The following is a 20955-nucleotide window of genomic DNA, read 5'->3' as shown; positions in this document are numbered from 1 at the left end:
GTTTTAAATGCGCTCTGCCAGTTCTTGCGCTTTACCAACATATAATGACGGAGTCAGCGCCAGCAATTGTGCTTTGGCGTTGTCCGGAATAGCAAGCTGGCTGATAAATGCCTGTAAACTTTGTGGCGTGATGCCGTGTTTGCCACGGGTAAGCTCTTTGAGCTGCTCGTAGGGATTGGCTACGCCATAGCGACGCATAACCGTCTGAATTGGTTCAGCCAGTAATTCCCATGTTGCCTCTAAATCAGCAGCAAATGCAGCTTCATTGATTTCCAGTTTATGCAATCCACGTAAATGCGAGATTAACCCGAGAATGGTGTAGCCGAAACCAACGCCCATATTTCTCAATACAGTACTGTCGGTTAGATCACGCTGCCAGCGCGATACTGGAAGCTTTTCGGCCAGGAAACCCAGTATGGCATTAGCCATACCCAGATTACCTTCTGAATTTTCAAAATCAATCGGATTGACTTTATGTGGCATGGTAGAGGAACCAACTTCTCCGGCTTTCACTTTCTGCTTAAAGTAGCCAATCGAGATATAACCCCAAATATCGCGGTTAAAATCAATCAGAATGGTATTGATACGACTAATGTTCTGGAAAAATTCGGCCATATAATCATGCGGTTCTATTTGGATGGTATATGGATTAAATGTCAGTCCCAGATTATATTCAACAAAACGGCGGCAATGGCCTTCCCAATCTATATCTGGATAAGCGATCAGATGCGCATTGTAATTACCGACCGCTCCATTAATTTTGCCCAGAAACTGTTGTTGCTGAACAGATTGAATCTGGCGCTGAAGACGCGCCACCACATTGGCAATTTCTTTACCTAGCGTACTAGGTGTAGCAGGCTGCCCATGTGTTCGGCACATCATCGGTAAGGCAGCATGAGTATGTGCCAGCTGACGCAATTCCTCAATCAGCTCGCAAAGTTTCGGCAGCAATACTTCGTCACGAGCCTGTTTCAGCATTAGTGCATGCGATAAATTATTGATGTCTTCACTGGTACAGGAAAAATGAATGAATTCACTCACGGCCAGCACTTCGGGGACATTAGCAAAACGCTGTTTCAGCCAGTATTCGATGGCTTTTACATCATGGTTGGTTGTAGCCTCGATAGCTTTGACTGCCTGCGCATCTTCAACTGAAAAATCCGCAATTACGCCGTCGATTTCAGCAATAGTAGCGGCAGTAAAGGGTGGAACTTCACTAATTGCGGCTTCGGCAGCCAGTGCTTTGAGCCATTCCAGCTCAACTTTTATGCGAGCATGTATCAGACCGTATTCAGAAAAAATTGGCCGTAATTCAGAGACAGCCGAGGCATATCGCCCATCCAGCGGTGACAAGGCAGTTAATGGATTGATCATGTTTCTTCTACTTCCAGAGTAATGATAAGACTAAATTCAGTTAATGCACTGGCATTTTGAGTGCCATGCTTAATCGGTAAACAATTTCAGGGGTTGTTTACCAGGGTGTGGGTAAGCAAGTATCTCATGCAAATCGTGTAACCGCTGCACAATACTTTGTGTTACCGCATCGGCCTGTTGCATCGCTGTATCATCGCATTCCTCCCGCTTTTGCCCATATAGCATAGCATCAAGCAGTTTGCGTACATACATCCCATCGTGGCCATAAAAATCGACACCGATATCAGGCATTCCAGCTTCATCAAACAGCGTGGCCACCATGCAGCTTTCTATTGTGGCCAGCCCCAGCGCCCCATCTTCGCCACCAAGTTGCCGAAACAGAGCATCAACTGGGAAACCGCCACAGGCGAGGAAATAGGCACGGTTGAAAACTGTATTGGTGGCAGTAATCATTTCAAACGTACGCCATGCCACAGCAAATTTTTCATGCTCTCGGTATCGTTCAGGGATATTATGTCCCTTGACCGGTAAACGCAATAAACCGGTTTGCGGCCGGAAACTGAACACGGCGCTGGCTGCCTGTAGTGCATGCGGCTGGTAGGCATCATCTGCATCCAGAAATGCTATGTGGTTACGACTAGACATCAAGGCCGCCCAGTTACGCGCCACAGCCGGACCACGGTTTGTGGGCAGAAACTCACTTCGTATAAGTTGTGGATGGCGCTGCTGCCACTGCCGAATCAAACTGGCTGTTCCATCTGCAGACGCATCATCCACCAGCCACAGACAGCCCAGTTCCGGCTGTACCAATACACTGTCTATTGCTCGTGCCAATGTATTTTCGGCGTTATAGCAGGGAATAATGACATCAATAGATTTCATACAGGCTACCTTAACAATTAAGGCCGCCTAACTGATAGCTGGCAGCCTTATGACATATTTTTTATACACCTTGTTTCAAGCTGGCTTCGATAAAGCCATCAAGGTCGCCATCCATTACGGCCTTGATATTGCCTACTTCATAACCAGTGCGTAAATCCTTGATACGCGATGAATCGAATACATAGGAACGAATCTGATGTCCCCAGCCTACATCATCCTTGCTGGCTTCAAGATTCTGTTTTTCCTCATTGCGGCGACGCATTTCCAGCTCAAACAACTTGGCTTTGAGCATATTCATCGCCTCTTCGCGATTACGGTGCTGGGAACGGTCGTTCTGACACTGTACGACAATACCAGTTGGTTCATGCGTGATGCGAACAGCCGAATCGGTTTTGTTGATGTGTTGGCCGCCGGCACCGGAAGCGCGATAGGTATCGACACGCAAATCTGCGGGATTAATTTCAATTTCAAAGCTGTCATCCACTTCCGGATAAACGAATACGGAAGCAAACGATGTATGTCTTTTGTTATTAGAATCAAACGGTGAGTAACGCACCAGTCGGTGAATACCGGTTTCGGTACGCAGCAATCCGTAGGCGTATTCACCATCTAGCTTGATGGTAGCACGGTTAACCCCTGCAATTTCACCCTCGTCTTCTTCAAGGATTTCTACTTTGAAACCTTTGCGTTCGCCATAGCGTACGTACATGCGCAATAACATACCGGCCCAATCTTCGGCCTCGGTGCCACCTGCGCCAGCCACGATATCTATGAAGCAATTATTCACATCGGCTGGCTGATTGAACATGCGCTTAAATTCTAGCTGCGCCAGCTCTTCTTGCAATGCGGTAATATCAGCCTGCACTGCTGCTAAACCGTCGCTGTCGTTTTCCTCAACAGCCATTTGCAACAGTATGCGGTTGTCTTCAATCCCGCTGTGCAGATGATCCAGCGTCAGCACAATGCCTTCCAGTACTTTACGCTCTTTGCCAACTTCTTGTGCTTTTTTCGGGTCGTTCCAGAGTTCAGGGTCTTCTGACAGACCGATTACTTCTTCCAGACGATCTTTTTTGCCAGCGTAGTCAAAGATACCTCCGTAAATCGTGACTACGGGATGCCATATCATCCAGAATATTGTTTAACTGATTAATCTGCTCCGCTTCCATGATGTTCTCTCAGCCAGGTATTTGAAAATAGGCGCGTATTATAACAGATGCCTTCACGGCAATCAGGCCACTTATCAAGCGGCCTGTTGAAGTTAAGATATTACGCTGTAACAACGTTTTTGATGCGTTTTAACCGTTTACGGTACGCGGCGCTAAGGCGGTCAGCCGATAGAGTAAATAACGCAGTATCACGCCGTACGTGGGCAGGAAAAACAGTGCGGCCACAGTGATTTTAAATGCATAATCTGTAAAGGATATCTGTAACCAGTTGGCCGCCATAAAGGCATCTGGTGAATGATAGAATGCTACTGCGAAAAACAGTAATGTATCGACGGCACTACCCAGCACAGCGGAGGCACTTGGAGCCGGCCACCAGCGCTTGCATTGGCGTAGCCGGTTAAACACCAGAATATCCATCAGCTGTCCGACTACGTAAGCGGTAAAACTAGCAAGAGCAATACGCGCTACAAATAAATCAAAATGGCTTAATGCCACCCAGCCCATCCAGTGTCCGTTTTGAAACAATACGGAGATGGCATAGGAAAACAACAATGAAGGCAACATCACCCAGAAAATAATTTTTCGCGCCAGACCTGAGCCGAATATGCGTACGGTTAAGTCAGTAGTTAGAAAAATAAACGGAAAAGTAAATGCGCCCCAAGTATTGTGTAGCCCCCACAGAGTAAAGGGAAACTGCACCAGATAATTACTGGCCACGATAACCAGCATGTGCCAGAAAGTCAGCCAGCACAACGCCTTAAAACGCTGCGCATCGGAAAATTCATACATAGGTAATCCTGTTTATTTATGCGGCTGCGCAACAGGTAATCATCAGAAAACCCGAGCTAGCCATACAGAAAGTATCTTGCAGCAGTGACAGGTTTATTTCACTTGAAACTGCAGCAGACGCTGAGCAGCCATGTCACTGTAGCGTGTATTGGGTTCGCCGTAATTGGCATACGGATGGATGGCAATGCCGCCCCGCGGCGTAAATTCTCCATATACTTCTATATATTTAGGCTGCATTAATGCAATCAAATCTTTCATGATGATGTTGACACAATCTTCATGAAAATCACCATGATTGCGAAAACTGAAGAGATACAGTTTCAATGATTTACTTTCTACCATGCGCAAGCGGGGTAGGTAATTGATGTAAATGGTGGCAAAGTCTGGCTGACCGGTTTTCGGGCACAGACTGGTGAATTCAGGACAGATGAATTTAACGAAATAATCGTTATCGGGATGTTGATTATCAAAGGCTTCCAGTAGCTCCGGTGCGTAATCGCTGCAATACTGCGTGTGCTGATTACCCAGCAGACTAACTGTGCCCAGATTATTTTGTGCACGCATATAGTTGATTTCCTAGTTTTTTAATGTGGGAGGTTTACGAACCACAGGGGAGGCGATTGTACCCGAAACCCATACGTGCTTAAAACAGCACTTGCAAATTTTTAATCAAGGTGCCAGAACAATATAATGGTTTTTATTAAAATATTCTGCCAATAACCGATATATATTAGATTTGAAATATAATTATATGCTAGATAATTTGATATTTAAGCAATATTGTAGCGATACAAAAGTTTGAATCTTGCTTTTTAAACTTATTCATTATAGCCTGATAGGTAAATCATTAAAATTTAAAATAATAGCATTCGACAGGAAAAATTATGAATCAGGCAGTAACCAGACCAATAGATGATGTCCGGATTAAAGAAATTAAAGAATTGTTGCCACCGATTGCCCATTTATATGAATTGCCGATTACCGATAAAGCTGCTGAAGTAGTCCACGATACTCGTGAGGAAATTGCTGCATTGGTGCATGGACATGATAAACGTTTACTGGTCATTATCGGCCCCTGCTCCATCCATGATCCAGTCGCTGCACTGGAATATGGCCGGCGGCTGAATGTATTACGCGAAAAATATGCAAATCAATTGCTGATTGTGATGCGTGTATACTTTGAAAAACCACGTACCACTGTAGGCTGGAAAGGCTTGATTAACGACCCGCGAATAGATGGTTCCTACGATATTAACTATGGTCTACGTCTGGCTCGCAAACTGCTTTTAGAATTAAACAATATGGGTATGCCTGCTGCAACTGAATTTCTGGACATGATTACTCCACAATATTTTGCCGATCTAATTTCATGGGGTGCCATCGGTGCCCGTACGACGGAAAGTCAGGTACACCGCGAGCTGGCTTCTGGTTTAAGCTGTCCGGTAGGTTTTAAAAACGGCACCGACGGCAATTTGAAAATTGCCATTGATGCCATTGGCGCATCTAGCCATCCACATCATTTCCTTTCGGTAACCAAAGCCGGCCATTCGGCTATTGTGCGTACTAGCGGTAATCCAGATTGCCACATTATTCTGCGCGGTGGTAAAGAACCTAATTACAGCCATGAGCATGTTGAGGCCGCAGTAGATGAGCTAAACAAACATCAGGTTACACCATATTTGATGATTGATTGCAGTCATGCTAACAGCCGCAAAGATTATCGTCGGCAGATGGAAGTGGCTCAGGATATCGCCGCACAGATTCAGGCCGGTGAGCAGCATATAATGGGCGTTATGGTGGAAAGCAATCTGATGGCAGGCAGGCAGGATAATCCAGAAAATTATGGTCAGAGTATTACAGACGCCTGCATTGGCTGGGAAGAAACCGAAACGATGCTCCAACTACTGGCACAGGCAGCTCAGGCTCGTCAGAATCAATAATTTTTCCATAATTTAAAATAGCCCTAAGCGGATGCTGACTCACTGTAGGGATGAATCAGCACCGTAGGCGGATGTGCTTTTTTCAGCAAAAATGCTCAAAGGAATTTTTAAAAATCGCTTGTAATTAAACTTAATTCAATGATTAAAAATGAATGATTACAAAAAAGTTTCAAAAAAAAGGGAAAATTTAAAGCGGTTAAGTCTTAAAAGCCTGATTGGCATAGCTTTACAGGATTACTATGAAGCAGACTGGCTATCCGCTCTTGAAATTCGTTATCGAGGCAATGCTGACACGGTAGCGTGTATGCAAAAACTATTTAAATCGCGTAACTGGAAAAAACGCTATTTAGCCGTGTTTGTTATGGGACAACTGTTTTATTTAAATAAGCATCATTTCAGTAAATTAACTCGTTTTGGTATTGCAGACAGCGAAAAAATGCTTGTTGCGGCACTGGCCGATTCAAATCCTTACGTTAATGCGGTGGCTTTAAGCCAATTATCATTCACTCCTGTCGCCGCAGCATTACCTACCATGTTGAATTTTGTTGATCATCCTAATTCATTTTGCCGCGAAAGTTTAGCTTTTGCCTTAATTCCATTTAATAATGAGGGCACACAAGTCACTGAAGCGTTGTTGCAACTTGCTGATGATGAAGTGTGTTCGGTTAAAGATTGGGCTACTTTTGCTTTGCAGGAAAGTGAGATAGATAATGCGGTTGTTCGGGCATGTTTGTGGAAAAATGCCCATGATCAAGATAAATTGGTGGTAAACGAGGCGATGCAAGGTTTAGCAAAGCGTCAGGATAAACGTGTGGTGGCGCTTATTCTTGAATACCTAAATAATGGTCAGTATTGTAATGAAAGCGCATTACTAGAAGTGGCTGAACTTTATGCAGACCCTGTTTTGATAGAGAAGGTAAAAAATCATATTGAAAAAAATCCTCAGTAAATTTTGGTTTACTGAGGATTTGTTATTGGAAGCACAAGTAGATTAGCGTACGGATTTAAAGCTAAGCAGATGCTGACGCGTAGCCAGCCATGCACCCACAACACCCAGTCCGCAAACCAGCAATAAAATTACCACTATTTCACAGGGGCTGAAAAACCGCCAGGCAATATGCACGCCGTAAGGTTGGAGAATGGCACTGACTATAGGCTGAGTCATATAGCAGAGCCAGTAACACAAGCCGGTACTAATGGCGGCAGCAAGTAGGCTTTGCCAGATGGCCAGATACAGAAAAGGCCTGCGAATAAAAGAAGCTGGTGCACCGAGCAGCTTCGTAATTTCTATTTCTTCACGGTGGCTAAGAATCTGTAAGCGAATGGTGTTATACGCCACCAGCGCAAACGCCAGTCCCAGCGTTATAGCAAGAAACCACAACAATTGATGCACAAAGTGATTAATCTGATACAGGGTTTGCATCCATTCCGCATCCATTTTCACACTTTCCACCATCGGCAGCTGCGCCAGCTGCGTCTGTAATGCCGCCAATTCTTCTGGAGTGTCCACTTGAGGCGTGACGGTAAACGCATCCGGCAGCGGGTTACTATCAAGCATAGAAACCAGATCCTGACTCCCCATACTCTGCTGCAATTCTTCCAGTCCCTGCTGCTTACTCACAAACACTACTTTTTCAAGCTGTTTATTCGCCTGCAAGGCTTTTTCTACAGCCTGATTATCACTGGCTTTCGCTTCCATCTGCATATACAGGGTCATGGTGGGTGCATCGTTAATCTGTCCCAGCACCTGCTGTCCGCTTTGTACACCGAGATACAATGCCAGTGGTAACGTCATGGCGATTGCCAGCATAACTAGAATCAACAGCGTTGCCACCGGCTGGCGCAGTAACTGCCGTAATGCTTTACACGCCGCTTCTGTATGCAGGGAAACAAACTGAATCATGCGTATAACCTGCCTTCCTGCAATCGAATAATGCGATGGCCGTAATCAGCCATCAGAGTTTCATCGTGAGCGGCTACCATTACTGTGGTACCAGCCTCATGAAAGGTCTTGAACAATTCCATAATATCCAGTGCGTACGCCCGATCCAGATTGGCTGAGGGCTCATCAGCTATCAGCAAACCAGGCTGATGCACCACTGCACGAGCAATACACAGGCGCTGCTGCTCTCCGCCAGATAAGGTCACCGGGTCGGCCATTTCTCGCCCCTTCAGGCCAACTTTTTCAATTGCTATACGGGCACGGTGCTCTGCCTGCTTACGTTCATAACCGGTAATTCGCAAAGGTAACATCACATTTTGCAACACATTGCGGTCAAACAGCAGTTTATGGTCCTGAAACACAATACCGATATGCTGACGCAGATAACCAAGTTGATTGTCGTTCAGACGTCCCAAATCCTGATTGTTTAGCCACACTTTTCCCTTGGTAGGCTTCACAATGCCGCTTATCAGTTTCAGAATGGTTGATTTACCAGCTCCGGAATGGCCGGCAATAAAAATCATCTCCCCTTTACTGATAGAAAAGCTAAGGTTTTTCACTGCGGTGAAACCGCCCGGATACGTTTTCGATACCTGCTCAAAACGAATCATCTGTAGGTGTCCGTTTGTGATGTAAATATTCACTAATTATACCGCAGCATACTCGCAAAGAAAGCCTGCACCTGTTCAGTAGCTTCAGTTCGCGGTATGCTAGGCTATTCTAATCAGTATCTGTACGCAGACAAGGAAAATACGATGCAAGCGATTACCATGTATACCACGGGTGTATGCCCGTATTGCCAGATGGCAAAAGCCTTACTGAAACAGAAAGGCGTCACAGCCATCAATGAAATCCGCATTGATATCGATCCTCAGGCGCGCGAGCAGATGATGCAGCGTACCGGTCGCCGTACCGTACCACAGATCTATATCGGAGAAGTACACGTTGGCGGCTTTGATGATTTGAATGCTTTGAACCAAGCAGGTAAACTAGATCCTTTACTGGCAGGCTAAGCGCAGACTATTTCTCTTCTCCGTTATCCGGCTGTGCCGGATAGTTCTGCCACCCTATCCCTTATCCCTTTGTTGAAAGAAAAGCATGAGCAAAAAAGAACAAGCACCAGAAAAAAACGAACAACAGCCGGTATTCAGCATTGAAAAAATCTACCTGAAAGATTTGTCACTGGAAGTGCCCCATGCACCACAAATTTTTCTTGAAGGCGGAGAACCTCAAATCGAAATGCGCGTGACTTCTGCTGCTGAGAAACTAGAGGATGAATTCTATAATGTTACCGTAACAGTGACAGTTACTGCCAAGATGACCGAAGAAAAAGTACTATTTCTGAACGAAGTTGCTCAAAGCGGTATTTTCCGCATTGCTAATATTCCAGAAGATGATGTGGAATTACTGCTGGCGGTAGCAGCACCGAATATTTTGTTCCCGTATGCCCGTGAAACCGTATCCAATACCATCACCCGTTCAGGCTTCCCGCCAGTGATGCTGGCTCCGATTAACTTCGAAGCCATGTATCAGGCCGAACAAGCTAATGCCGGTAACGCCTGATTGTTAATAAAAAAGCTGCTTTATCCTGACATGATGAACACTTATGGATAAAGCAGTTTTTTTGTGTCTAACATTTTTGGCGCGATAGTTTTAGCGCTGATAACGAAATTGGAATGCAAAAGCCGCCAGCAAACCCACCACACACAATGGCAGAATGTAATACATGGCACCAATAGGGCTATAGCTGCTTAACCACTGCACGACAGGCAGAGTCAGGCCACCGACAATCGCATAAGCCACATTGTAGGAAAAAGAAATACCAGTAAAGCGAATAGCAGGTGGAAACATTTTAATCATCGCAGCAGATACAATACCGGCTACCCCGGCAGCCAGTCCCAACAGCATATAGAGAGCAAAAACCATACCTTCACTGCTATTTCCCAGTGCCGGATAGAATAACACTGCCATCACACCAGTCAATACAATCCCACAAATCAGCATGCGTCCACTGCCTACACGGTCGGCTAAAACACCATACAGCACACAGCCGATCATCTGCATCACTATCGCCATACTCTGCATTTCAAAAGCAAGCGCACTGGAAAAACCAAAGCCCGCAGTCAGCAATTGTGGCATGGCCAGCAAAATTACAACGATACATCCGGTCAAAAACCAAGTAAGCAGCATACCAATAATCACGGCAGTCTTATGCTGAGTCACCAGTAATTTTAATGGCATATCCGTAGCCAGCTCCTTACGCTGCTGCATCGCCTTGAAAACCGGTGTTTCTCGCAGATAACTACGCAGATACAAGGTCAGTAGACCAAATAAACCTCCCAGAATAAAAGGAATACGCCATGCACCATCCAGAATAGCTGCGCTGGTAAACTGTCTGGACATCATCAGTGCAATCAACGAGCCCAATAAAATACCCAGCGACAGCCCGCCGGTAAGAAAACCATTGGCCATACCCACATGTTTTTCAGGCACATGCTCAGATACAAACGTCCAAGCCGCCGGAATTTCACCGCCAATAGCCACACCCTGTATCATGCGTAATACCAGCAGCAACACAGGCGCAACATAGCCAATTGTGTCAAATGTAGGCATCAATCCCAGCAGCAGCGTTGGCAAAGCCATCATCATGATAGACAGGGCAAACAAACGTTTACGCCCAAACAAATCGCCAAAATGCGCCATTACAATACCACCCAGTGGTCGGAACAAATAGCCGGCAGCAAAGATACCGTAAGTATTCAGCATCGCCCAAAACGGATTCATACCAGCTGGAAAAAACAGCTCAGACAACACTTTGGCATAAAATACGTAAATTACAAAATCATAAAATTCCAGCGCGCCACCAAAGGATGACAGCATCAACGTACGCACATCTTCCCGTGTCAGCAGCTTTCTGTGTGCTGCAACCTCTGTATTCCCGCTCTTCATCTAACTTTCTCAATCAAACAGATTAAAAATCAAATGCGGTTTATAACAGCCCCAGCCAACTTTTTCAAATTTAGGCCGATTACCGCAGCAACAAACCGTCCAACAACTTGCTTTTAGTTATAAACAAACAAAAAAACAGTATTTCCGTCCCCACAGTTGCATTGCTACATTAAAACTTTGACGGCACAATAAATTTTCAAGTATGAACACATTTTGGCGTTATGGTCTGCTAGCGGCAGTAGCAATGGGTCTGAACGCATGCAACAGCCAGAACAACAGCAACACTACTTTGCTCAATGCTTCATATGATGCCACGCGCGAACTGTATCAGCATTACAATACTGATTTTCAGCATTACTGGTACAGGCAAACTGGGCAAAAAATTCATATTCGTCAGTCAAATGGTGGCTCCGGCAAACAGGCAATAGCTGTACAGAACGGCCTAAAAGCCGATGTCGTGACCTTAGCTCTGGCCGGCGATGTCAACGCTATCAACCGTGGTAAAAAAACGTTACTGCCATCTGATTGGCAACAGCGCTTGCCCCACCACAGCACCCCTTATACTTCAACCATCGTATTTCTAGTACGCAAAGGCAACCCCAAACACATCCGCGATTGGGGTGACTTGATTCAAAACAATGTACAGATTATCACCCCTAATCCGAAAACCTCCGGCGGCGCACGCTGGAATATTCTAGCAGCTTGGGCATGGGCCAAACACCAGCCTGGTGGAAGCGATGCCAGCGCAGAAGCTTATTTACGTGCCCTGCTTCAGCATGTGCCGATGATGGACACCGGAGCACGTGCTGCCACCATTACCTTTACCCATCGACAACTAGGAGACGTCTTGCTTGCGTGGGAAAACGAAGCCCAACTTGCCATGAAACAGGCACCGGATGAATTTGAAATCGTCACACCGTCACTATCTATTCTGTGCGAACCTCCCGTAGCCGTAGTTGACGGCAATATCACCAGTGCCGACAAGCACAGATTGGCTACCGCCTATCTGCAACATCTGTACAGTGACAGCGCCCAGCGCCTAATAGCACAAAGCTATTTCCGGCCGGTTAACCCAAAAATCATGGCCGAATATCGCCACCAGTTCCCCAACCTGCAACTGGTCAGTATCGATCAAGAATTTGGTGGCTGGCGTGCAGCACAACAACGCTTTTTCAGTGATGGCGGCCTGTTTGACCAGCTCTATGCCAAACCAGAGCCCTAAACAAAAGCCCGAATACCTCTAACTAACAAAAATGGTCTGAATCTTTTAGCAGTTCAGACCATAATCAACAACACCACATTGTCCCTATCAGATAGAGTGCCTATACCGCCACCTTATCTGGATCCCAAAAATCTACTGCCGCATCCACCACCGGTTTGACAATACCGGCACGAATTGCAAAATCACCAAAATCCTCAGCATCCAGTCGTTCTTGTGCCCAGCGTGCAATCCATTCTTGCAGAATCAGCATAATTTCGTCTACGTCGATATTCTCACGGAATAAACGCGGAATCCGTGTGCCGGCACGATTACCACCGACATACAGATTATAGCGGCCGATGGCCTTACCAATCAGCCCGATTTCAGCCAGCAATGCACGGCCACAATTATTTGGACAGCCAGTCACACGCAGAATAATATGCTCCTTAGCCAGTCCATTTTTTACCATTAATTCATCAACCTGATCAATAAAGCCCGACAAAAAACGTTCCGACTCAGCCATGGCTAGCGGACAGGTCGGTAAAGCCACACACGCCATACTATTCTTGCGCTGCTCTGTCACCTCATCATCAATCAAACGGTATTCACGTGCGATGTGCTCAATTTTTTCTTTATTCTCAGGCAACACACCGGCTACTATCACATTCTGATTGGCAGTAAGGCGGAAATCACCCTGATGAATTCTGGCCAGCTCACGCATACCTGTTTTCAATGGCCGTCCCGGAAAATCTAGCAAGCGGCCGTTCTCAATAAACAAAGTCAGATGCCAGCGCCCATCTTCCCCTTCTACCCAGCCAATCCTGTCTCCGCGCTCCGTGAGTGTATACGGGCGACTAGGTGCAAAGGCAAACCCTTGCCGCCTTTCAACTTCTTGTTTAAACACATCCACACCCACCCGATGCAAAGTATAACGAGTGCGCGCATTCTTGCGGTCGCTTCGATTACCCCAGTCGCGCTGTGTAGTCACCACCGCTTCTGCACAACGCAATACCTGCTCTACCGGAATAAAACCGAAATCCTTAGCAGTATTTGGAAAAGTACGCTGATTACCATGATCAATAGACAAGCCACCGCCCACCAGCACATTAAATCCCACCAGATGACCGTTTTCACCGATAGCAACAAAATTTAAATCATTGGCATGTAAATCCACATCATTCAATGGCGGAATCACCAGTGCAGTTTTGAATTTACGCGGCAGATAAGTCTTGCCATTAATCGGTTCTACCGCATCCCCGCTCACACCCGCAGACAGCGGCGCATCCAGTTCGCTGCTGAGTACCTTTTCTCCGTCAAGCCAAATATCAGCATACGCATGGGTGCGGGGCAATAAATGCTCAGAAATCCGGCACGCCCATTCATAAGCTTCACGATGCAAACTACTTTCAACCGGATTACTAGTACACAACACATTGCGGTTGATATCGCCGGCAGTTGCAATCGAATCCAGCCCCAGCTGATGCAGCCACTGATGCATCGGCTTGATATCCTGTTTTAACACCCCGTGAAACTGAAATGTTTGCCGTGTCGTCAGCCGGATACTGCCATACAAAGTATGCGCCGTAGCAAACTCATCAATACCCAGCCACTGTTGCGGCGTAATAATGCCACCCGGCAACCGGCAACGCATCATTACATTTTTCAATGGTTCCAGTTTAGCTGCCTGCCGCTGAGCACGCACATCACGGTCGTCCTGCTCATACATACCATGAAAACGAATCAACTGAAAATCATCACCATTAAATCCACCGGTAATACCATCATTCAAATCAGCGGCAATTTCACCATACAAATAATTACTTTCTCCTTTTAGACGCTCATTATCCGACAATGGTGCATCCGGTATTTGGGCACGCTGATCATTATTCATATTCTGTATTCCTTAATATGCATATTGTTATAATTCATTCAAAACATTGTATAATCAATCAGCAAACAGCCAAAAGAATACCGAGTTGTAATCAAAGAGATTTTAGTTATATCAACCATGCAGGACACACACATGCAACGTGGCATCTACCAACATTACAAAGGCAACCTGTATCAGGTAACTGGCACCGCACGCCATAGTGAAACCGAAGAAGAATTGGTTATTTATCAGTGTCTATATGGTGATTATTCGTTCTGGGCACGTCCCAAAAGCATGTTCAACGAAATCATTACCCACAATGGACAGACACAGCCTCGCTTTGCCCTGATCCGACCACTGTAAAAGAAGCAGAAAAAAACACTGACTATTTACGAGCAATAATCAGTGCGATAAAAAACGGATTCAGTCAAATCTTTATTTACCTATACAAAAGCGGCTAAAAATCACCCCTAGCAAATCATCAGCGCTGAATTCACCGGTAATTTCGTTTAAAGCGTTCTGTGCCAACCGCAAATGTTCCGCAAATAATTCAATCTGATTATTCTGACATAAACTTGCATTTGCCAGCTCTTCCCGAGCCATCTCTAGTGCCTGAATATGACGAGTGCGTGCTAAAAATAGCCCTTCGCTTTCACCCTGCCAACCAACCTGTTGCAACAGCGCTTGCCGCAGCAAATTCAGACCAGCACCGGTTTTAGCAGACAAAGCAATTACCTGACTGGCGTCAGTAAAAGCAACTAAATCGCCAGTTTCACGTGAAACACTGAATGCAGCTTCACCAGTTAAATCAATCTTGTTATGTACTTCAATTTTGTGCAAACCGACTGGCAACTGCGCCAGAATCGCCGCCGTAGTGGTATTAATCCCTTCGCGTTGGTCAACCAGCACCAGCGCCACATCAGCCTGCTGTACCGCCTGTTGGCTTCGTTCAATACCAATCCGTTCGACTACATCTTCGGTTTCACGCAATCCGGCCGTATCAATAATATGTACCGGCACCCCCTCAAGCGTAATCTGTTCTCTGACGGTATCGCGCGTGGTACCAGCAATATCAGTCACAATGGCCACCTCATCACCTGCCAGAGCGTTAAGTAAACTGGATTTACCCACATTAGGTGCTCCCACCAGCACCACATTCATACCTTCACGCAAAAGCGCACCCTGTTGCGCCTGCCGCAATACCTTATCCAACTGAATACACAAATGATCTAACTTACCACCAGCGTCCGCAGCCTGAAGAAAATCGATATCCTCTTCCGGAAAATCTAAAGTTGCTTCGACCAACATACGCAACGTAATCAGATCATCCACTAATCGGTGTATTTCCTGTGAAAATACACCCTTTAAGCTCCTTACCGCCATACGTGCTGCCGACTGACTAGAAGCATCAATCAAATCAGCCACACTTTCTGCCTGAGCCAAATCTAGTTTATTATTTAAAAATGCTCGTTTAGTAAATTCCCCCGGTTCGGCCAATCGGGCACCCAGTTGCAGGCAGCATTGCAATAACATCTGCAATACCACAGGGCCTCCATGGCCCTGTAGTTCAATTACATCTTCACCCGTAAAACTGGCCGGAGCTGCAAAATACAGCAGCAAACCATTATCAATAACCGTGCCTTCTACATCAACAAAATCGGTATATAACGCTTTACGTGGTTGCGGCGTTTTGCCTCCACTTAATTTTTGAGCCATAGGAAGCAGATTTTTGCCGGATAACCTCACCACCCCTACACCACCGCGTCCCGGTGCAGTTGCAATAGCAGCAATAGTCGGATTATTGTCCATTATCAAAACTCCAGCTAAATAAAACAGTTCAGGCAGCCGAAAAAAGCTGCCTGAACAAAACCTGCATATCACTGCAAATCAATCATCAACCTTTAACAATTCCACATCAAATATCAGTGTAGCATTAGGTGGAATCACCCCACCAGCTCCACGGCTGCCATACCCCATATGAGGAGGAATAGTCAATTTACGTTTGCCGCCTACTTTCATTCCATTAAAACCCTCATCCCAGCCAGCAATTACCATACCGGCACCCAACGTAAACGACAGCGGCTGTTGGCGGGTAATACTAGAATCAAAAACTGTGCCATCTTCTAACATGCCTGTGTAATGCACCGTAATTTCTTTACCCTTCACAGCCTCAGGACCTGTTCCCTGCTCTAAATCTTCAATTACCAAATCCATACACATTTATCCTTACAAACAAATTAGCGTACACTGTAACACAGACCTTAGACCCATGCATGTGATTGTATATAGCATTTTTTATATATTAGGAGACAACATGAGTACCAGCGAAATTGTTTTTCTTGACCGCGCCACCCTGCCAGACTTTCCATTCAAATTCGATTTTCCTCATCACATCACAACCTACAGCCACAGCAATCCAGATGAGGTAGCAGGCCGTATTGCTCAAGCGAATATTGTCATATCCAATAAAGTTCGTATTAATGCAGAAGCCATCAAAAATAGCCCGCAATTGAAATTGATTGCCGTACCCGCCACCGGACTGGACCACATTGATCAACAGGCTGCTCAACAGCATAACGTTGGTATCCGAAATGTGCGCGGCTACGGTAATGACACCGTAGCCGAACATGCAATGATGCTGATTCTGGCACTAATGCGCCAATTACCGGCTTATCAGCGAGATGTAGCCGCCGGCTTATGGCAAAGCAGTCCCTTTTTTTGCCATTTCGGCGCCCCAATCCGCGACCTGAATGGTAAAACACTGGGTATTTTCGGCAAAGGCGGTATCGGGCAGGCGCTGGCAGCACGAGCTCAAGCTTTCGGCATGCATGTGCTCTGGGGTGAACATAAAAATGCAAAAGATTGTCGTAATGGCTACACACCGTTTACTCAGCTGATACAGCAAGCAGATGTTATTTCTTTACATTGTCCGCTGAATGAGCAAACTCGCAACATGATAGATGAAACAGAATTGAAATCAATGAAACCACAGGCTGTACTGATTAATGTCGGGCGTGGTGGTCTAGTGGCAGAGCAGGCATTGGTAGCAGCGTTGAAATACGGGCAGTTGGGCGGAGCTGGCGTGGATGTACTAAGTGAAGAACCGCCGGTACATGGCAAACCCTTATTGAATGCCCGCCTGCCCAATCTGATTATTACCCCGCATATGGCATGGGGCAGTGAAGAAGCTATACAGCGTATCTGCACCATGCTTGAAAATAATATCAATACATTTATGCGTGAATAAAAACTATTAACGCAATGGTCTGGCCATTACTTCTGTCAGCAATGCAGAATAACTGGCCACCAGATCAGTATTATTTGGTAAAAAGCGAGCAATCTGTTGACGCTGGTCATATACATAATGAGCAGCGTTATAAGCATGATCGCTCATTGCTGCAAATAATTGTTTTGCACCAGCTTCCACATCATTACCAGCATAATAATAACCCAAATCTGAAATCAGCTCAGCATTGTGAATTAACGGATAACCTTGCCAACATACTTCCAAATAGAAATAGTTAAGCGGATTTTCCCATTGATGAGAAATTACTGCATCAGTATTGGTTGCCAGAAAAGTTGGTGTATCATAACGACCCAGAAAAACAGATTTTCGATTTTTCACAATATCCAGCTGATTCATCAAAGCAATGAATTCCATGGATTTTTGAGCCATCGGCAATGTGTTGCATACCTGCAGAATATTAATAGCTTCCGGTTCGGAACGATAAGCCATTTCCGCAATCAAAATCGGATATAAACAGAACTTCACAACATCGATATTCGGTTCCATTACAGACAGGCGCCAGCCCTTACGAGATACCGGCACCTGCCATAAGCCCTGAAATGGCATTGCAGCGGTTTTCTGAATCAGAAATACCGGGCTCCAGACAAATGGCACCACACGCGCATCATGACGTCGGAATACTTCAAAATATGCCTTGCTGCAATTGGCTACCTGCGGAATCATCCAAATATCATCATAACGCTGGTTGATAAATAGATTACCGCCACCCATATTACGAGAGAATAAAACCGACTCCATCATATGGATATATTCAAAGCCACAGCAGTAAGATATTAAACGTACTCCTCTGTCTTTGATATAGGCCGTCTGCTCAGCACCAATTTGCCCACCCAGCTCAATCAAAACATCTATCTGATCTTTGGCCTCTAAGAAGCTCTTAGTTGGCCATATCTCCAAATCCCATGGCAAACTTGATGTAATTGGTACATCAGTTGTGTTTACCAACACCACAGAATCAACATTAGGACAATTTTTCAGTGCGTCAGCAAGAAAAACTGCGTTCTGCTTGATACCATTATTCCACAATGTTTCTTTTGGGTGACTCAGACCAATGGTAATGCCAATACGCAAACGTGCTGGTGCAGCGTCCTGGCCATGGCTGGAAATTAAATTCGGAGTATTAGATAAGTTCATAATTTCATTAGAAATGTTTGATTGCTGGCAGGTTTTATGTATACATTATACTAAAGTGTAAGCAAAATTAGTAAAATCTAGGCTTTAAACAATGACTCAAGAGCATCAGTATAACAGCGGACATTACTTTCTGCCTCAGGATCTAGTGTAGCCAGAAAAACTTTTGCACGCTCGCGGTAAGTACTCAAATTTTCATCATGCATTTTATAGGCTTCTGCCAATACTTTGCCACCCTCTTCACAATCAAAATCGTGATAACGATAGCCACAGTCACCAATCAAATGCGAATTATGAATTAGCGGGTAGCCACCATATAAGGCCTCATAGTAAATATAATTCTGAGCATTTTCCCATTGATGGCAAACAATTGCATCACAATAGATAGATACCACCTGCCAGATCGGGTAGCGACCTTCAAACGAAGTCAAGCCATGGCGGACAATATCCAGACTTTGAGCAAACAGATTAAAAGCTGTCTGATCCTTCAAATTCATAGTATTGCACGCATAGATATGTTCGATGAAATTGGGGTTCAGCCGATGTGCATTTTCACATACCAGCATAGGAATATAACTGGTTTTCACCATACACATATTCGGTTCAAACATACCAATACGCCAGCGATTGCGGCCTGGCTGGTATTCAAACTGCTCGCCTTCCGGCAATTTTTCACAAGCACGATTAAGAATAACCGGACTCCATAAATGCGGCATGATCTTTACCGGCGTGCGAAATGTACTGGCAAAATATGGCTTACAGGTTTTTTCATACTCTGGCAATGTCCATACTTCATCGTAAGGCGCACCGGTAATCAGCAAGGCAGGCGGCTTATCAAACAGCATACGCTCAATATCAATTACATAATCATTACCTACGCGCATACTGACTACTTTTCCACCTTTGGCTTTGAACTCTATCATCCATTCTTTGGAAAGCTGGGCACTCATCTCTATCATGACATCCAACTCATTCAAACCAGTGGCCATATCAATTACCGGTACTGGTGAATCCTGCAGAAAATTCATAGCATCCTGCATATCCCCATCACCTGATCCAGCTACCAGAACCACGTTACTGACAATTGGAGATTTTTTTAACAACATTGCCAGAAACAGACAATTCTGGAAAATTCCATTTTCCCAAAGCGACTGAGCTCCTTTACGTACATAAATCGAAACACCTACACGAAGTGAAGACACGGACGACATGGGTTAACCTCTTAATAATTCTGGACGATCAGCACACAAATTAGATAATAGTTGTACATGGGCTTTAATATTGGCATCTGATAAAGGATCCGTTGCTTTAAAAAGTGCCTGTGAAGCTTGACGCTGACTACTCAAATTTTCTTCATGATGTAGCCAAGCCTGGATTATTTGTCTACCACCTTCAAGTGCATCAAAATCTGGATAATAATATCCAGCACCGAACTCTTTTAACCATGGAGTATTATGAATCAATGGATAATCTCCATACAGTACGTCCATATAAAGATTATTGTGATCATTACACCATTGATGTGAAATCACAGCATTGGCGTGCTGCGCCATAAAACCGACTATATCGTGACGGCCATAAAAACATGCCTTATGATCTTTAACAAGATTCAGAGAATTGGCCAGATGTAGCATGGTTAAATGATCTTTCATGTGCAAAGTGTTAAGCACATGCATCATTTCAATTGATTGCGGTTCGTGACGATAAGCTTCATCACAAGCTAACATGGGAATAGAAGAAGTTTTAACAACTGAAATATTGGGCTCAAATATAGCTACACTCAGAGGTGTTTTTACCTCATCATGCCCATTGCTATGCCAGCCGTAATTAAGACCTTGTTCACTGATTTCCTGTTTGCGTCTGGAAACAAACATTGGATCCCATAAATGAGGCGTAATGTATATCGGGCAACGATACATTGTCCGCAGCATGGGAATATAAGCTTTGTCTTTTGGCAAAAGCCATACTTCATCACAACGATCTACTGGCGGAAAACTAGTTGGTTTTTCAAACACATTATATTCTGATAATCCCACATAAGGCTGGCCAACACAATAAAATACCACCTTTTTACCACGAGCACGCTGCAAGGCTAACCATTGTGGAGATAGCGCACCAGCCAGTTCAATAATGACATCAAAAGCATCTATAGCTTCCTGTTCTGACATCAATCGCAGATCAAACAGATTCAAATCAATTTGTTCAGCCATACGGGGCTGACCACCAACATTAATTAAATCCACTGATTTAACAAAAGGTATAGCCTTCAGGCTTTGAACCAAAAATATAACATTCTGACCCATACCATTTTCCCAGATGTTCTGGTTGGCATGAGTAATAACAGAAATACCGATGCGCATATTATCCCGTATTCTTATTAAAAATACTGTCAATGATGAATAAA

Annotated in this window: 21 protein-coding genes and 1 riboswitch; of the genes, 7 read left to right on the top strand and 14 right to left on the bottom strand. The window is 44.9% G+C overall.

Going from position 1 to position 20955, the window contains the following annotated elements:
* Positions 1 to 3: 3 nt before the first annotated feature.
* From purB to queF, 5 genes are all read right to left on the bottom strand, one after another.
* Positions 4 to 1374 carry an adenylosuccinate lyase gene (gene purB, locus J3U64_RS06680; RefSeq protein ID WP_267408700.1) on the bottom strand — a complete coding sequence of 457 codons (1371 nt, stop codon included), beginning with the start codon at positions 1372 to 1374 and terminating at the stop codon, positions 4 to 6.
* A gap of 69 nt (positions 1375 to 1443) precedes the next feature.
* A complete protein-coding gene (locus J3U64_RS06675) occupies positions 1444 to 2256 on the bottom strand; it encodes a glycosyltransferase family 2 protein (RefSeq protein ID WP_267408699.1) in 813 nt (270 codons plus the stop codon).
* Positions 2257 to 2317: 61 nt separating this feature from the next.
* Positions 2318 to 3422, bottom strand: a protein-coding gene (gene prfB, locus J3U64_RS06670) for a peptide chain release factor 2 (RefSeq protein WP_267408698.1) whose coding sequence is annotated in 2 segments (ribosomal slippage) — positions 2318 to 3340 and positions 3342 to 3422 — 1104 coding nt in all. Because the reading frame shifts where the segments join, the coding sequence is not laid out codon by codon here.
* Between the two features lie 129 nt (positions 3423 to 3551).
* On the bottom strand, positions 3552 to 4211 hold the full coding sequence (locus tag J3U64_RS06665; RefSeq protein WP_267408697.1) for a 7-cyano-7-deazaguanine/7-aminomethyl-7-deazaguanine transporter: 660 nt from the start codon (positions 4209 to 4211) through the stop codon (positions 3552 to 3554).
* Positions 4212 to 4304: 93 nt separating this feature from the next.
* Positions 4305 to 4775: a preQ(1) synthase gene (gene queF, locus J3U64_RS06660; protein ID WP_267390993.1), complete on the bottom strand. Its 471-nt coding sequence runs from the start codon at positions 4773 to 4775 to the stop codon at positions 4305 to 4307.
* Between the two features lie 6 nt (positions 4776 to 4781).
* Positions 4782 to 4826: riboswitch (PreQ1 riboswitch) on the bottom strand.
* 269 nt (positions 4827 to 5095) lie between these two features.
* Between queF and aroG the strand changes: the two genes are divergently transcribed.
* Both aroG and J3U64_RS06650 read left to right on the top strand, forming a co-directional pair.
* The gene (gene aroG, locus J3U64_RS06655; RefSeq protein ID WP_267408696.1) at positions 5096 to 6151 is read left to right on the top strand and encodes a 3-deoxy-7-phosphoheptulonate synthase AroG; all 1056 of its coding nucleotides are present in this window, start codon (positions 5096 to 5098) and stop codon (positions 6149 to 6151) included.
* 148 nt (positions 6152 to 6299) lie between these two features.
* On the top strand, positions 6300 to 7100 hold the full coding sequence (locus J3U64_RS06650) for a hypothetical protein (RefSeq protein ID WP_267408695.1): 801 nt from the start codon (positions 6300 to 6302) through the stop codon (positions 7098 to 7100).
* Positions 7101 to 7142: 42 nt separating this feature from the next.
* Here J3U64_RS06650 and ftsX read toward each other — a convergent pair whose 3' ends face one another.
* Both ftsX and ftsE read right to left on the bottom strand, forming a co-directional pair.
* Entirely contained in the window at positions 7143 to 8054 is a 912-nt protein-coding gene (gene ftsX / locus J3U64_RS06645) for a permease-like cell division protein FtsX (RefSeq protein WP_267408694.1), read from the bottom strand.
* Positions 8051 to 8704 (bottom strand): cell division ATP-binding protein FtsE, encoded by a 654-nt coding sequence (gene ftsE / locus J3U64_RS06640; protein WP_100141019.1) that lies wholly within the window; start codon positions 8702 to 8704, stop codon positions 8051 to 8053. Before ftsE ends, ftsX begins: the two co-directional genes overlap by 4 nt.
* Positions 8705 to 8848: 144 nt before the next feature.
* On the opposite strand from ftsE, the gene grxC reads away from it, so the two are divergent.
* Both grxC and secB read left to right on the top strand, forming a co-directional pair.
* The gene (grxC, locus tag J3U64_RS06635; RefSeq protein ID WP_267408693.1) at positions 8849 to 9106 is read left to right on the top strand and encodes a glutaredoxin 3; all 258 of its coding nucleotides are present in this window, start codon (positions 8849 to 8851) and stop codon (positions 9104 to 9106) included.
* 85 nt (positions 9107 to 9191) lie between these two features.
* Entirely contained in the window at positions 9192 to 9656 is a 465-nt protein-coding gene (secB, locus tag J3U64_RS06630; protein ID WP_267390990.1) for a protein-export chaperone SecB, read from the top strand.
* Positions 9657 to 9746: 90 nt separating this feature from the next.
* Here the strand turns inward: secB and J3U64_RS06625 are convergent, their stop codons facing one another.
* Positions 9747 to 11042 (bottom strand): MFS transporter, encoded by a 1296-nt coding sequence (locus tag J3U64_RS06625; RefSeq protein WP_267390989.1) that lies wholly within the window; start codon positions 11040 to 11042, stop codon positions 9747 to 9749.
* Between the two features lie 202 nt (positions 11043 to 11244).
* On the opposite strand from J3U64_RS06625, the gene J3U64_RS06620 reads away from it, so the two are divergent.
* On the top strand, positions 11245 to 12264 hold the full coding sequence (locus J3U64_RS06620) for a sulfate ABC transporter substrate-binding protein (RefSeq protein ID WP_267408692.1): 1020 nt from the start codon (positions 11245 to 11247) through the stop codon (positions 12262 to 12264).
* 100 nt (positions 12265 to 12364) lie between these two features.
* Here the strand turns inward: J3U64_RS06620 and cysI are convergent, their stop codons facing one another.
* A complete protein-coding gene (cysI, locus tag J3U64_RS06615; protein WP_267408691.1) occupies positions 12365 to 14134 on the bottom strand; it encodes an assimilatory sulfite reductase (NADPH) hemoprotein subunit in 1770 nt (589 codons plus the stop codon).
* A gap of 132 nt (positions 14135 to 14266) precedes the next feature.
* Between cysI and J3U64_RS06610 the strand changes: the two genes are divergently transcribed.
* The gene (locus tag J3U64_RS06610; protein WP_267390984.1) at positions 14267 to 14476 is read left to right on the top strand and encodes a DUF1653 domain-containing protein; all 210 of its coding nucleotides are present in this window, start codon (positions 14267 to 14269) and stop codon (positions 14474 to 14476) included.
* Positions 14477 to 14548: 72 nt separating this feature from the next.
* Here the strand turns inward: J3U64_RS06610 and mnmE are convergent, their stop codons facing one another.
* Together mnmE and J3U64_RS06600 are read right to left on the bottom strand one after the other, a co-directional pair.
* Positions 14549 to 15922 (bottom strand): tRNA uridine-5-carboxymethylaminomethyl(34) synthesis GTPase MnmE, encoded by a 1374-nt coding sequence (mnmE, locus tag J3U64_RS06605; RefSeq protein ID WP_416384984.1) that lies wholly within the window; start codon positions 15920 to 15922, stop codon positions 14549 to 14551.
* Between the two features lie 78 nt (positions 15923 to 16000).
* Complete coding sequence (locus J3U64_RS06600) at positions 16001 to 16327, bottom strand: FKBP-type peptidyl-prolyl cis-trans isomerase (RefSeq protein ID WP_100151477.1); 327 nt, start codon at positions 16325 to 16327, stop codon at positions 16001 to 16003.
* A gap of 100 nt (positions 16328 to 16427) precedes the next feature.
* Between J3U64_RS06600 and J3U64_RS06595 the strand changes: the two genes are divergently transcribed.
* Positions 16428 to 17360, top strand: a complete 933-nt coding sequence (locus tag J3U64_RS06595; RefSeq protein ID WP_267408689.1) for a D-2-hydroxyacid dehydrogenase — start codon at positions 16428 to 16430, stop codon at positions 17358 to 17360.
* A gap of 6 nt (positions 17361 to 17366) precedes the next feature.
* Here J3U64_RS06595 and J3U64_RS06590 read toward each other — a convergent pair whose 3' ends face one another.
* The 3 genes from J3U64_RS06590 to J3U64_RS06580 all read right to left on the bottom strand — a co-directional run bounded on the left by J3U64_RS06590 (position 17367) and on the right by J3U64_RS06580 (position 20911).
* A complete protein-coding gene (locus J3U64_RS06590; RefSeq protein WP_267390982.1) occupies positions 17367 to 18554 on the bottom strand; it encodes a DUF2827 domain-containing protein in 1188 nt (395 codons plus the stop codon).
* Positions 18555 to 18631: 77 nt separating this feature from the next.
* A complete protein-coding gene (locus J3U64_RS06585) occupies positions 18632 to 19762 on the bottom strand; it encodes a DUF2827 domain-containing protein (protein ID WP_100141028.1) in 1131 nt (376 codons plus the stop codon).
* Positions 19763 to 19765: 3 nt separating this feature from the next.
* Entirely contained in the window at positions 19766 to 20911 is a 1146-nt protein-coding gene (locus J3U64_RS06580) for a DUF2827 domain-containing protein (RefSeq protein ID WP_267408688.1), read from the bottom strand.
* Positions 20912 to 20955 lie beyond the last annotated feature (44 nt).

The sequence above is a fragment of the Snodgrassella sp. B3800 genome, assembly GCF_026535865.1.
In the GTDB taxonomy this organism is placed as follows: Bacteria; Pseudomonadota; Gammaproteobacteria; order Burkholderiales; family Neisseriaceae; genus Snodgrassella; species Snodgrassella alvi_E.
Note: the sequence above shows the minus strand (reverse complement) of the source record. Positions and strands in the feature narration are given on the sequence as shown.